This is a genomic window from Occultella glacieicola, from assembly GCF_004353825.1.
In the GTDB taxonomy this organism is placed as follows: domain Bacteria; phylum Actinomycetota; class Actinomycetes; order Actinomycetales; family Beutenbergiaceae; genus Occultella; species Occultella glacieicola.
This window is the reverse complement of sequence record NZ_SMNA01000007.1, coordinates 107,871-120,465: the sequence shown is the minus strand read 5'-3', so window position 1 is coordinate 120,465 and position 12,595 is coordinate 107,871. Positions and strand designations below refer to the sequence as shown.

11 protein-coding genes and 2 tRNA genes are annotated in these 12,595 nt (G+C 69.9%); 1 reads left to right on the top strand and 12 read right to left on the bottom strand.

Annotated elements, in window-relative coordinates; all coding sequences use genetic code 11:
• Positions 1 to 3 precede the first annotated feature (3 nt).
• From EXU48_RS15440 to EXU48_RS15400, 9 genes are all read right to left on the bottom strand, one after another.
• Entirely contained in the window at positions 4 to 1,014 is a 1,011-nt protein-coding gene (locus tag EXU48_RS15440; RefSeq protein ID WP_165962839.1) for a Gfo/Idh/MocA family protein, read from the bottom strand.
• 13 nt (positions 1,015 to 1,027) lie between these two features.
• The gene (locus EXU48_RS15435) at positions 1,028 to 2,311 is read right to left on the bottom strand and encodes a sulfatase family protein (RefSeq protein ID WP_133108571.1); all 1,284 of its coding nucleotides are present in this window, start codon (positions 2,309 to 2,311) and stop codon (positions 1,028 to 1,030) included.
• Between the two features lie 184 nt (positions 2,312 to 2,495).
• Positions 2,496 to 4,121, bottom strand: coding sequence for an extracellular solute-binding protein (locus EXU48_RS15430; protein ID WP_133108570.1), 1,626 nt, complete (start codon positions 4,119 to 4,121; stop codon positions 2,496 to 2,498).
• Between the two features lie 59 nt (positions 4,122 to 4,180).
• Entirely contained in the window at positions 4,181 to 5,131 is a 951-nt protein-coding gene (locus EXU48_RS15425; RefSeq protein ID WP_133108569.1) for a carbohydrate ABC transporter permease, read from the bottom strand.
• Complete coding sequence (locus EXU48_RS15420; RefSeq protein ID WP_235857058.1) at positions 5,128 to 6,111, bottom strand: ABC transporter permease; 984 nt, start codon at positions 6,109 to 6,111, stop codon at positions 5,128 to 5,130. Before EXU48_RS15420 ends, EXU48_RS15425 begins: the two co-directional genes overlap by 4 nt.
• Before the next feature lie 296 nt (positions 6,112 to 6,407).
• Positions 6,408 to 6,740 carry an ArsR/SmtB family transcription factor gene (locus tag EXU48_RS15415; protein ID WP_165962838.1) on the bottom strand — a complete coding sequence of 111 codons (333 nt, stop codon included), beginning with the start codon at positions 6,738 to 6,740 and terminating at the stop codon, positions 6,408 to 6,410.
• Positions 6,737 to 7,210 (bottom strand): SRPBCC domain-containing protein, encoded by a 474-nt coding sequence (locus tag EXU48_RS15410; protein ID WP_133108568.1) that lies wholly within the window; start codon positions 7,208 to 7,210, stop codon positions 6,737 to 6,739. The genes EXU48_RS15415 and EXU48_RS15410 overlap by 4 nt, the downstream gene beginning before the upstream one ends.
• A 25-nt stretch (positions 7,211 to 7,235) precedes the next feature.
• The gene (locus EXU48_RS15405; RefSeq protein WP_235857057.1) at positions 7,236 to 8,456 is read right to left on the bottom strand and encodes an MFS transporter; all 1,221 of its coding nucleotides are present in this window, start codon (positions 8,454 to 8,456) and stop codon (positions 7,236 to 7,238) included.
• Between the two features lie 249 nt (positions 8,457 to 8,705).
• A tRNA-Ser gene (locus tag EXU48_RS15400) sits at positions 8,706 to 8,794 on the bottom strand.
• A gap of 129 nt (positions 8,795 to 8,923) precedes the next feature.
• On the opposite strand from EXU48_RS15400, the gene EXU48_RS15395 reads away from it, so the two are divergent.
• Positions 8,924 to 9,544 (top strand): DUF4166 domain-containing protein, encoded by a 621-nt coding sequence (locus EXU48_RS15395; protein ID WP_133108567.1) that lies wholly within the window; start codon positions 8,924 to 8,926, stop codon positions 9,542 to 9,544.
• Positions 9,545 to 9,564: 20 nt separating this feature from the next.
• Here EXU48_RS15395 and EXU48_RS15390 read toward each other — a convergent pair whose 3' ends face one another.
• The 3 genes from EXU48_RS15390 to EXU48_RS15380 form a co-directional block, all read right to left on the bottom strand.
• Entirely contained in the window at positions 9,565 to 10,335 is a 771-nt protein-coding gene (locus EXU48_RS15390) for an SDR family oxidoreductase (protein ID WP_133108566.1), read from the bottom strand.
• A gap of 155 nt (positions 10,336 to 10,490) precedes the next feature.
• Positions 10,491 to 10,576, bottom strand: a tRNA-Ser gene (locus EXU48_RS15385).
• Between the two features lie 129 nt (positions 10,577 to 10,705).
• The gene (locus EXU48_RS15380) at positions 10,706 to 12,538 is read right to left on the bottom strand and encodes a glycoside hydrolase family 2 protein (protein WP_133108565.1); all 1,833 of its coding nucleotides are present in this window, start codon (positions 12,536 to 12,538) and stop codon (positions 10,706 to 10,708) included.
• Between the last annotated feature and the right edge of the window lie 57 nt (positions 12,539 to 12,595).

Below are 12,595 nucleotides of genomic sequence, written 5' to 3'. Positions count from 1 at the left end.
TCGCTATCGCGAGCCGACCGCCCGAGCCGTTGCGTCGAGCGCGAGGCGGGTCGCGGCGAGCCCGTCGAGCGCGGTCGGGAGCGCATGCTCCTCACCGTGGAGCGCGGCGGCGAACTCCGTGTACATGCCCTCGAACGACTTCTCGTGCGCCCAGGCGAGGTCGTGCCTACCGTCGCCGTCGATGAGCACGAAGTCACGCTCCTCGCGCCGGTAGCGGATCACACCGTCGGTCCCGATGACCTCATACGTGAAGGTTGGGAGCCTGGCCGGCGACCTGTGACCGTAGCCGAAACTGATGTCGACCAGCACCCGGGCACCACCGCCGGACAGGTGCGTCGTCACGTGCTCGGGCGCGTCCACGCCGTCGATCTCGTCGAACCAGACGCCGGTCGCGTGATCGACCTGCAGGTCGCTACCGAGCCACCAGCGCGCGAGGTCGATCTGGTGCACGCCGCAGTCCACGAGCGGGCCGCCCTCGAGCATCCGGCCGACCCGCCGCTGGTTCACGCCGGTCCGGGCCACTCGATCCTCGAACGCCCCGTGCAGGTCCCACAGGAAGACCATCCGCAGCGCACGCACCTCGCCCACCGCCCCGGTCGCGACGAGCTCGTGGATCCGTCGCGCCACCGGCGAGAACCTGTAGGTGAAGGCGAGCCACAGCGGGGTTCCTGCGGCCTCCATCCGCTCCATCATCTCGATGGAGGTCGCCTCGTCCAGGGCGATCGGCTTCTCACACAGGACCGGGATGCCGCGCCGCGCCGCCCATCCGACGTGTTCGGCGTGCACTCCGGCGGGCGACGTGACGACGAGCGCGTCGAGGTCGGGCATCGTGTCCAACGAGGTGCAGCGCGCGACCCCTGCCGGGACCGGCGCCGCCGCGAGCCGATCGGTCGACACGTCGCACATGCCGACCAGTTCGAGCCCCTCCGTCCGCAGCAGCGCGGGCAGATGGCCGTATCCGGCGACCTCTCCACACCCCACGAGCCCGATCCGGCTGTGCCGCTGCGCCGTCATCCTCGGGCCGCCGTCATCGGTCGGCCACCAGTGCGGGCACGTCGCTGCCCGGTATCGGCACCGGGCCGTGGCGCAGGGCATCGTCCGTCGCGATCATGAACGATGCCAGACGCTCGCGGAGTTCGCCGGCCGTCTCGGCCGCGCGGGCGTCGTTGACGAGGTTGGTCTTCTCCCCGGGGTCGGTCACGAGGTCGTACAGCTCCTCCGGTGGCCGCGGAGCCAGGTGCGCGTCACCCATTCCCCGGCGGGTGGTGGAGGCCTCCAGGTCCGGCGGCAGGGCCAGGAGCGGGCGCGGCTCGTAGTTGTGGATGTACTTGTGCGAGTCGGTGCGGATGGCCCGGATCGGGTCGTAATCGGCGTGGTAGGTCTTCTCGAGGTACACCTCACGACGGGTCGGCGCGACGCCGTCGCGCAGGGTCGCCGCGAAGCTCACGCCCTGCACGTCGTCCGGCACCGCGATCCCCAGCAGTTCGAGCAGGGTCGGCACCAGGTCGACGTGGCTGACCAGTCCCGGTTCCCGTCTCGGCCCGGCGGGGCCGAGCCGCGGTGGCATCCGCACCACGAGCGCCACGTGCACGCCCGGGTCATAGAGGGTGCTCTTCGCACCGGGGAACGGTGCGCCGTGATCGGTGGTGAACACGACGATCGTGTCGTCGTCGAGCCCGTTGCGCCGAAGTGCCTCCAGGATGACTCCGAGCCCCCGGTCCGCGACGGTGATCGCACCGCCGAACGCGGCGATGTCCGCACGCGTGTGCTCGTTGTCGGGCAGGTACGAGGGGACGTCGACGGCGTCCGGCGGGTCGGGCGGATACCGCTCGGCCGGCCAGTCGCGGTGCACCTCGAGCATGCCGCAGACCATCAGGAAGGGGTCACCCTCGTCCCCGCGTGCGTCGAGCCACCGGGCGGCGGCCTCGGAGACGTCGCCGGCATGGTTGCTCGCGCACGTCGGGTGCTCGTCGAAGCCCAGGCGCTCTCGGTCACGCGCCTCGTGCTGGAGGCCGACGAGCACCGTGCGGTACCCGGCGTCGCCGAGGTGCATCGGCAACGGGCGCTCCGCCTCTCCGTACTCCCAGCCCCGGTGCGTCAGCCCCTGGAGGCCGTTGCTGTGCGGGTAGCGGCCGGTCCACAGTGCTCCACGCGCGGGGCTGCACAGCGGGCTGGTGCTGAAGCACCGTTCGAACACGGTCGACTGCTCCGCGAGTGCGTCGGTGTGCGGCGTGTCCACGTCGAACCCGTAGGCCCGCAGGTGTGTTCCGAGGTCGTGCCAGTGCACGACGACGACGTTCGGTCGGCGCATCCCTACGGTCACCGGACCCGCGTGGTGCGAGCTGGCATGGGCTGACGGCGGTGCGCCGTCGTCTCGTGTCGTGTCACGTTCTCTTCTCTCGTGGGGCTACGCCGGAGACGGCGGGGGTCGGGTACGTCGGCATCGTTCGGTTGGCGTGTGGCCCGCTCGGGTGAACGGGGCTCGATCGGTGCGGTCAGCCTTCGCTCTCCGCGTAGGCCTCGGACAGTTCGTCGCGGATCTGGTCGCCGCCGTCGCGCTTCCAGCGCTCCACGGCTTCGGTCCACGCCGAGACCGGCTCACGGCCCTGCAGGATGTCGGTCTCCACGCTGCCGAGCGCGCTGCCGATCTGGGACCCCTTGCGGGACTGGGTCTCGCTGAACAGGGTCGATGCCGGGTTCGGGATCGCGGTCGGGACCACGGCGGACTGGGCGTCGAACTGTGCCTGCGCCACGTCGGGCTTCCCCGGCACGTAGTTCACCCACGGACCCTCGCCGATGTACTTGAGGCCGAGCTGCGTCTCGCTCTGCCCCTTGTCGGTGAGCACCGGGTCGCCATCGACGAGGTTGTGGTGCACGCCCTCGAGGCCGTAGTTCTTGAAGATGTGCTCCGCGCTCCCGAACGGTGCGGCCAGGTAGTTGAGGACGTCGAGCAGGGCGGCGGCCCGATCCGTCGAGTCGATGCTGATGCCGGTCAGGTTGTGCGTCGGCGGCCCGAGCCAGACGTCCGCGACCCCACCACCCTCGATCGCCGGGGGCACCACGACGCCGAGCCGCATGTCGCCCGCGGTCGGCAGGTTGGCCAGGTTCGGCCAGGCCGCGAACGTGCCCTCGAAGAACATCGTCGTGCCACCGACGACCCAGGCCTGGCGCTGTTGGTTGTCGGAGGTCGTGGTGTCCGGGTGCACGAGTCCGTCGGCGACGAGACGGCGGCCCTGCTCCAGCGCTTCCAGTTGCCGCTCGTCCTCGTTCACGCTCACGAGCCCGCCGTCGGCACCGACCTCCCAGGCGTTCGCGATCCCATGCGCCTGACGGATGAGTTGCATCGGGACGTTGGAGAGCGCCCAGGTGTTCCCGCCCGTCAGCTCACGGAAGATCGCCAGCAGGTCGTCCCAACTCTGGACGTCGCCGTCGATGCCCTGGGCTGCGAGCACGTCGTCACGGCGGTAGAGCGCCGGGCTGCTCTGGGCGCCGCGTGCGATCGGGACACCGTAGATGCGGCCGCCGTAGACGGCGGCCCGCCAGCTCTCGGTCGGGATGTTGGCGAGGAAGGGGTAGTCCTGCACGGCGTCGCCGCTGAGCAGGTCGGTGAGGTCGGCCGCTCGTTCACGCAGCAATGCCGGGAGCCCCGGGACTCCGCCGGGGAAGTACGTGAAGAGATCCGGGAGCTGGTCGCCGGCGACGGTCGTCTGGAATCGTTCGGTGAAGTCACCGCTCGGCACCAGCGCCACCGACAGGGTGAAGCCGAGCCGGTCGTTGAGCTCCTGCCAGAACACGTTCTGGCTCATCGGCGGTGGTACCGGCGCGTTGGTCAGGGCGAAGACCCCGACGTCCGCTCCGTCTCCGGGCGGCCCTGCCGTCGCGGCGACGGGGTTCATCGGGTACTGCAGCACGGTGTCGCTGACGCCGTTCTCGCCCTTGAGGTCGGGCACGAACCCCTCGTACGGGATGTAGGCAGGAAGTTCGACGGCGTCGTTCTCGGCCTGCGAGCCGGTGTCGCCGCGGCCCTCGTTGCTGCAGCCAGCGAGGCCGAGCGCGGCCAGGGCGCCCACGCCGAGCGAACCCTGCAGTAGACGGCGTCGGGCGATCAGGGGGTGAGACATGGGTGTGCTCCTCATCGAGTCGTGGCCGCGGAGCGGCCGGTGGGGTGTTCGGGTGCCGGTCAGCCCTTGACGGCGCCGGTGAGCATGCCTTTGGCGAAGTGCCGCTGCAGGAACGGGTAGACGATCAGCACCGGCACGATCGAGATGACGAGGATCGCCATCTGGAGCGACGTCTGCGGCGGCAGCGCCGCTTCCGTGCCGAGGTCCTGCGCGCCGATCTGGTTGCCGTCCACCACATAGGTACGCAGCACCAGTTGCAGCGGCCACTTCGCGGCGTCGGAGATGTACAGCAGGGCGTTGAAGAACGCGTTCCAGTAGCCGACGCCGTAGAAGAGTCCCACGACTGCCAGCACGGGTTTGGCCAACGGCAGACCCATGTAGCGGAAGGTCTGCCACTCCCCCGCGCCATCGATGCGAGCGCTGTCCATGACCTCCTGTGGCAGTCCCACGAAGAAGGCCCGGACCACGATGACGTTGAAGGCCGAGACCGCCGTCGGGATGATCAGTGCCCACAGACTGTCGAGCAGGCCGAGCCGTTGGACGACCAGATAGCTGGGGATCATGCCGGGGCTGAACAGCAGGCTCACCAGGACCAGCATCAGCAACTGCCGGTTGGCGATGCTGCCGCGTCGGCTGAGCGCCCACCCGAGCATGGCCGTCAGGGTGAGGCTGATCAGCGTGCCCACCCCGGTCACGAACACGCTGACGAGCAGGGCTCGGGTGACCGCGCCGCCGGCGAAGACCGAGCGGTAGGCCGTGAGGTCGATGCCCTCGGGGAAGAGCACGAACCCACCGGCCCGGATGACCTGTTCGGGGGTCGCCAGCGATGTCGAGAGGATGCCGAGGAAGGGCAGCACCACGAGCAGGCAGGCGACCCCGAGCACGATCGCCTTGATGATGCTCTCGACGGGGCCGGGACGGGGGACGCCGTCGATCAGGGGGGCTCGGCGCCGCCGCCGAGGGGTGTGGTCCGGTCGGATCTCGGCCGAGCCGGTCTGAGTCGCGGTCATGCCCGGTACACCCCTTCTTCGCCGAAGATATGGGCGACCTTGTTCGCCACCAGCACGAGCACCAGGCCCACCAGGCCCTTCACCAGCCCGACGGCGGCGGAGACTCCCCAGGCGCCGCCGAGGATGCCGTTGTTGTACACGTAGGTGTCGAGGACCTGGGCGACGCCCAGTCCGACCGCCTGTTGCTGCAGGATGAGTTGCTCGAAGCCGACCGACAGTGAGTCACCCAGCTTGAGAATGAACAGCAGGATGATGATCGGCCGCATGGCCGGCAGGGTCACGTGCCAGATCTGCCGCATGCGAGTGGCGCCGTCCATCGCGGAGGCCTCGTAGAGCGATCGGTCGATCTGCGAGAGCACCGCGAGGAAGAGGATCGTCGCCCAGCCGGTGTCCTTCCAGATGACCTGGGAGGTGATGAGCGCGTAGAAGGTGTCCGGGTTGCCGATGATGTCGATGGTCTCCAGGCCGCGCGACCGGAGCCAGTTGTTGAGCAGACCGGCACCACCGAGCATCTGCTGGAAGATCGCCACCACGATGACCCAGGAGAGGAAGTGCGGCAGGTACAGCACGGACTGCACGGCCTGCTTCACCCGGTTCGAGACCAGGCTGTTGAGCAGCAGCGCCAGCACGATCGGTGCCGGGAACACGAAGACCGTCTGCAACGCGGTGATCACGAGCGTGTTCCGCAGTGCCTGCAGGAACTCCGGGTCACCGTTGAAGAGGATCGAGAAGTTCTCGAAGCCCACCCATAGCGAGCGGCCGATGCCGAGGTAGGGCTGGAAGTCCTGGAACGCGATCACGTTGCCCCCGAGGGCGACGTACTGGAACACGACGATGACCGCCATGCCCGGCAGCGCGAGCAGCAGTACGGTGCGGTCCCGCACGACCCGACGCCAGAACGGCGTGCGGCGGCGCTCCTTCGACTTTCCGGCGGTCGACTTCGACGCAGTCTTGCTGGGGCGTTCGACGGTCGTCGTCACGAGCGGACGACCCGCGACTGCGGACCCGCCACTGCGGGGAGTGCGACGCCGTCGAGGCGCGGGGTCCGTACGGGCAACTGGCGACGGGAGAACGTCCATGTTCTTGATTCGGCCACTCTCAGCTCCTTCTGTGGTGACTGACCAGAGGAGGTTCGCAGCCGACGATCCCGTTTGTCAAGCGCGTGCGATTAATTCGCTCCCGACGAGTACGCATTCACTACGGACCTGCCAGGCGGCGCGGCCCGCGGCGGCGGTCGATCGCCAACCGACCCCGCCGCGACCGCGCCGCGAGTGCCTCAGAGGCTTTCGGCGACGTGCTTGAGGGCTGCCAGGCGGCGGTCCCATTCGGTGCCGATGGCGTCGAGGCGGCGGGCCGTGGCACTGAGTTCGGTGCCGATGACCCGGTACTGCACCTCGCGCCCGGCCTTGACGGTGTCGACCAGGCCGACCTCGTGCAGGACGGCTAGGTGCTTGGCGATCGCCTGCCGAGTGACGGGCAGACGGCGGGCGAGCGCGGACGCGGAGGCGTCGCCCTCGCCGAGGGCGGTCAGGATGCTCCACCTGGTCTCGTCGCCGAGTGCGCTGCACATGGCCACCACCTGCCCGGACACCGCGGTGCCGGCTCTCATGAGCCGCGCTCGAGCAGGGCCACGAGCTTGTCCAGCTCGCCGTCCCAGCCGTCCCGGTGGCTGGCCATGTTCACCGCCGGGTCACCGGTGTTGTCGAACCCGGTCTCGACCACGGTGAGCAGGGTGCCGTCGGGTGTCTCCTCGAGGGTGAACGTGAAGACCGTTGAGCGCTCCTCGTCCACGGCGTCGAGCGGCGGGCCCTCCTCATTGCACCAGCGGTAGGACACCATCGACGGCGGCTCGAAGGTATCGACACGGATGGGGACGTCGGGCTGGTCGGGCCAGCCGATCGTGCCGTGCGCGCCCACCCCGGTGCCGGTGAGGACCAACTCTCCGAACCACTGGGAGACCAGGTCGGGTTCGGTGACGGTGCGCCAGACCTTCTCACGGGGTGCGTTGATGCGGATCGTGCGGCGCACACTGAAGGCGTCAGCGTCGATCACCGCTGGCGGGTTCTGGGTGTTCTCCATGACTTTTCCTCTCTCTCGGTAATGCTCAGTGGACAGCGGTCAGTGGTTCGGGTGCCGGTTCCGGTGCGGGCCGGACTGAGGCCGCCGGGCGGATCGAGCGACTTGCGACCGCGACCGCGACGGCGATCGCGGCGAGGACGGCGGCCGTGAGGAGCGCTGCCGGAAGCCCGCCGGCGTCGATCGCTCGTCCCCCTGCGAACGCGCCGATGGCGTCGCCGAGGTTGCCGGCAGACGCGGGCAGCGAGGCGGCGAGGACGACACCCGGGCCCGCCAGATGCTCCACGCGGTGCTGCCAGGGCGTCGTGATGCCCGCCGCGCAGAGCCCGACCGCGAGGACGGCGAGGACCGCGACGGCCGGGGTCGAACCCCACAGGAGCATCGCGACGAGCGATGCTGCCACGCCGATCGCGCCGATGATGAGGGCGCGGGCGGCGCCGGCGTCGGCGAACCAGCCGCCACCGAATGATCCGACCGCGGCCGCGACCCCGAACCCCATCAGGCACAGGCCGACCCAGTGGCCGAAGACGCCCGCCACGCCATTCAGGAACGGAACGAGGTAGGTCAGGGCCGCCTGGACCCCGGCGAACAGCAGCACGCCGACAGCGAGCACCGCCAGCACCCTCGGAGCGAACGCGGACCGCACCTGGCCGAGCATCCCCGCCCCGCCGCCGGTCGGAGTCCGCGGCACCACCAGGAGAGCGACCAGGAGCACGCCGGCGCCGGCCAGGACGACGGCGAGGAACGACCAGCGCCAACCGAGGGCTTCGCCGAGGAGTCGACCCAGTGGCATCCCCACCGCGCCGGAGACGGCGAACCCGGAGATCACCACCGCCATCGCGCGACCCGCTCGCGCAGGGGGCACGATCGAGGTCGCCGTGGTGATGGACGCGGCGATGAACAGCCCCTCCACGGCACCGATCATCACCCGGGCGGCGACGAACGACTCCAGACCCGCGCCGAGGACGGGCAGCAGATTCAGCCCGGTGAACACCGCCATGGCGGCCAGCAGCACTCGCCGCCGGTCGGCCCGGGCGGTGACGAAGGTCAGCAGCGGCCCGCCGATCGCGATCCCGAGCGCATTGGCCGAGACCAGCGCACCCACCGCCGAGACCGGCACGTCCAGGTCCGCGGACATCAGATCGAGCATGCCCATCACGAGCACCTCGGCGCTGCCCATCACCAGCGTGCCCGCGAACAGCACGCCCAGGACCAGGGCCACTCGTGTACGGCGCCCTTGACCGGACATCAGAACCTCTGTCTTTTGCAACTCTGCGGTTGCAACTACTGTGCCAGAGGTTCCGACGACATGCAACCCTATGGCTGCACTAGGTGCGCCGCCTGGGGATGGCTCGGCGGCCACATCGGGTTCACCATCCGAGGATGCGGCTTCGATGCCGCGCCGGGATCAGTGCGTGCGACAAGTTCGAGCGGACCGCCGGTGGCCCGAGGATCTCAACGGAATGCCCCGACTCCCAGAGGAATCGGGGCCTCGGAGCGGAGACGGTGGGATTTGAACCCACGGACGGGTTGCCCCGTCACATCCTTAGCAGGGATGCGCACTAGACCAGACTATGCGACGTCTCCTAGAACAACACGGGACAGCGTACCTGCCCGGCGCGGACTGGGCCAAAACGGCCGGCCCGGGCGGCGGGGCACCCGCAGGACGGGCCGACCCTGGACGTCCGGGCGTCATGTCACCCTAGGATCGAGCGGGTGGCCACCCCGCACCGATCGCCCTACGAGGTAGTCCTCGGGGGCCGGTTGTCCGAGTTGCATCCGCGACTGCAGCGGTACTTCACGACCATCCCGCCCAGCCACGTCGGCGTCGGCGAGGGTGCCTTCACCCGCGCCGGGACCCCGCACCGCTGGCTCTGGCCGGTGATCCGCGTGCTGGAACGGCGGCACGTCGTGTTCGCCGGGTGGGCGCGCCAGGTCCCGTTCCGGATCCAGAACCGGACGATCGACGGCCGGGCCGTGGCCACCCGGGAGTTCCAGTTGCCCGGGCGCACCTGGACCATGACCGACGAGGTGGTGTGCGCACCCGGCGGCGGCGTGGCGGATCGCCTGGGCACCCCGGCGACCGTGGCCGCCACCTTCGACGTCAGCACCGTCGCCGGCGCCCTGGTGCTGACGAGCCGAACGGTCGGGCTCCGGTACGGGTGGCTCAGGGTCCGGATCCCCCGTCGGATCCGCCCGACGATTCGGCTGCACGAGAGTTACGACGACGCCCGCGCCCAGCAGCGGGTGGACCTGACGGTCGACCTGCCCATCCTGGGGCGCGTCTACGGCTACGGCGGGTACTTCACGTACCGCATCGAGAAGGAGCCCGCCTGAGGGGTCGATCGGCCCGGGACTCAGCCCTGCAGCAGCGACTGGGCGCCGTCGATCCAGACCTCGGTGCCGCTGATGTGGCTCGCGGCGTCGGAGCCGAGGAAGGCGACGAGCTCGGCGACCTGCTCCGAGGATCCCGGAGTCGAGCCGGTCAACGGGATCTGGCCCTTCGGGAACTCGACCGGGATGCCGACATCCTCGTTCTGGTGGTCGGTGTTGTCGTCGATCTCGGTGTCGATGGCACCGGGACAGATGACGTTGACCCGGATCCCGCGCGGCCCGAGCTCGACCGCAAGCATCTTCGTCAGTGCGATCTGGCCGGCCTTCGATGCCGAGTAGGCGCTCGCCCCGGAGTTCGAGAAGATCCGGCTGCCGTTGACCGACGACGTCACGACCACCGAGCCGCCACGGCCCAGGTGCGGCACCGCCGCCTTGATCGTGATGAACGTGCCGGTGAGATTGATGTCGAGCGTCGACCGGAAGTCCTCGACGCTCAGGTCCTCGATGCCCGCCCAGGTGCCGTTCACCCCCGCGTTCGCGACCACGACGTCGAGCCGGCCGAAACGGTCGACCGTCGCCTGCACCGCGGCACCGACGGCGGCTTCCTCGCTGATGTCGGCGACGGCGATGAGTGCCTCGCCGCCCTCGGCCCGAATGCCCTCGGCAACCTCCTCGAGCTCGGACTCCGTGCGCCCCATCAGGCACACCCGCGCCCCACGCGCCGCCATCAGCCGCGCCGACGCCTCGCCGATACCCGAACCTGCTCCGGTGATGAGCGCGACCTTGTCCTGCATGGTGCTGCCTCCTCGATGGCCTGCGGCCTCCCACCCTAGGACGCGTCATCGAGGGACGCGACGCGAGAGCCACGGCCATCGAGCAACCGAGGAGATTCGGGATCCGGCGCTCGGTACCAGGAGCAGGCGGATCCTGCGGGTCCCCGGGTTCCCGCTGGCGGAGGGTAAGGGATTCGAACCCTTGGTGCTTTCGCACAACGGTTTTCAAGACCGTCACATTCGGCCGCTCTGTCAACCCTCCCGGTGCGCGGTCCATTGTGGCCCATCGGGCCACCGCGAGGCCAAACGCGCCCGACGGCGCACGGTGAGCCCCGTACGAGGGCTCACCTGCGCCGTCGGGCAGGTTCGGAGGAAGGCCGGCGCAGCCGGCTCAGCCGGCGCCGCCCGGCCCGGCCACCCGCGGGGTCGCCTCGATCGCGGCGGGCCGCTGCTGGACCGCGCGGACCCGGTCCACGTCGAGCTTGACACTGCGGTCGAAGCGGTAGATCCCGTTCTCCTCCTGGAACACGTCGGTGAGCTGGGTGTAGCAGTAGCCGAACATGTCCACGTCGTCGAGCAGGACGTCGGTCAGGCCGGCGAACCGGGCGTGGAACTCCTCCTCGTCGGCGACGCGCTGGCCGTACCCCCAGGACTCCTCACGGTCGTCCCCCGCGGCCGCGAGCGCGTCCGGGTTCCACCAGATCCCGCCGTACTCGCTGACGAAGTAGGGCTGACCGTTGTAGTCCTGGGAGATGGTGCGCCCGTTGTGGGTGTTGATCCAGGGCGTGCCGCCGGCCACGTCGCCCATCTCCTCGGCGAAAGCGGCGGGGTCCTGGGTGTAGTTGTGGGAGTCGTAGACATCGGTCTCGAGCACCCGGTGGGAGTAGCCGGAGGTGTCCAGGACCGGCCGGGACGGGTCGGCCGCCTTCGTGGCCAGCCACATGCCGCGGGTGACGTCGTCGAGGTCGGTCATCCGGTCGTGCAGCACCTGCCAGGTCTCGTTCAGCGGGCACCACCCGACGATCGAGGGGTGCGAGAGGTCCCGGTCCAGGACCTCGAGCCACTGGGTGATGAACGAGGCGGTGACCCGCTGGTGGTCCGTGACCGGTCCGCCGCCACCGATGCCCCAGTCGCCGAACTCGCCCCAGACCAGGTAGCCGAGCCGGTCCGCGTGGTAGAGGAACCGCTCCTCGAAGACCTTCTGGTGCAGCCGGGCCCCGTTGAACCCGGCGTTCAGGGAGAGCTGGATGTCCTCGACGAGGGCGTCGTCGGACGGCGCCGTCATGATCCCGTCCGGGTAGTAGCCCTGATCCAGCACGAGCCGCTGGAACACCGGCTCGCCGTTGATCAGGATCCGCTTGCCGTCGATCGCGACCGAACGCAGGCCGGCGTAGGAGTCCACGGCGTCCACCACTGCGCCGTCGGCGTCGAGCAGTTCGACGCGCACGCCGTACAGATTGCCCTGGCCGACCGACCAGAGCCGGACCCGGTCCTCCGGCACCGCCAGGTGCAGGCTCGGCGCGAGGTCGAGGTCCGCGCGGGAGGTGGCCGACGCGACCTCGCCGTCGTCGTCGGACAGCACCGCACGGACGCTGTATCCGGGCACGTTGCCGGACAGCGCGGCCACCACGGTGAAGCTCGTCGACGCGAGGTCCGGGGTGATCCGCGGGCGGCGCAGGTGGGTGTGCGACACCGGCTCCAGCCAGACGGTCTGCCAGATCCCGGTGGTCCGGGTGTAGTTGCACTCGGAGTTCTTGAACTTGGTGGCCTGCTTGCCGCGGGCCTGGTCGGCGTGCCGCGGGTCGCGCGCGCGGACCACGATCGTGGCCTGCTCGCCGGGGCCGGCCACACCGTGCAGGTCGGCGGTGAACGGGGAGAACCCGCCGCGGTGGCGGACCAGTTCGGTGCCGTTCACCCAGACGGTGGTGTCATGGTCGACCGCGCCGAAGTGCAGCAGCGCGCGGCGTCCGGACCACTCGGCCGGGATCGTGACCGTGCGGCGGTACCAGACGGCCTCCATGAAGTCGGTGTTCCCGACCCCGGAGAGCTCGGACTCCGGGGCGAACGGGACGGTGATGCTCCCGCTGAGCTCGGCGGAGACGAGCCCGCGCTCGAGGCCCGAGTCACCACCGTCGACCTCGAACTGCCAGGTGCCGTTCAGATTCAGCCAGTCCGGGCGGACCATCTGCGGGCGGGGATACTCCGGACGGGGAATGTCAGACATCGAATTTCTCCTAGGTACAACGTTGTAGACGGCCGACCGCAAGCTTAGGCCATTCCC

Bases quoted from the DNA above. Each gene is read 5' to 3' on its own strand.
- EXU48_RS15425 (WP_133108569.1), bottom strand. From the start codon at position 5,131: ATGACCGCGACTCAGACCGGCTCGGCCGAGATCCGACCGGACCACACC.
- EXU48_RS15390 (WP_133108566.1), bottom strand. From the start codon at position 10,335: ATGCAGGACAAGGTCGCGCTCATCACCGGAGCAGGTTCGGGTATCGGC.
- EXU48_RS15440 (WP_165962839.1), bottom strand. From the start codon at position 1,014: ATGACGGCGCAGCGGCACAGCCGGATCGGGCTCGTGGGGTGTGGAGAG.
- EXU48_RS15415 (WP_165962838.1), bottom strand. From the start codon at position 6,740: ATGAGAGCCGGCACCGCGGTGTCCGGGCAGGTGGTGGCCATGTGCAGC.
- EXU48_RS15380 (WP_133108565.1), bottom strand. From the start codon at position 12,538: ATGTCTGACATTCCCCGTCCGGAGTATCCCCGCCCGCAGATGGTCCGC.
- EXU48_RS15435 (WP_133108571.1), bottom strand. From the start codon at position 2,311: ATGCGCCGACCGAACGTCGTCGTCGTGCACTGGCACGACCTCGGAACA.
- EXU48_RS15430 (WP_133108570.1), bottom strand. From the start codon at position 4,121: ATGTCTCACCCCCTGATCGCCCGACGCCGTCTACTGCAGGGTTCGCTC.
- EXU48_RS15410 (WP_133108568.1), bottom strand. From the start codon at position 7,210: ATGGAGAACACCCAGAACCCGCCAGCGGTGATCGACGCTGACGCCTTC.
- EXU48_RS15405 (WP_235857057.1), bottom strand. From the start codon at position 8,456: ATGTCCGGTCAAGGGCGCCGTACACGAGTGGCCCTGGTCCTGGGCGTG.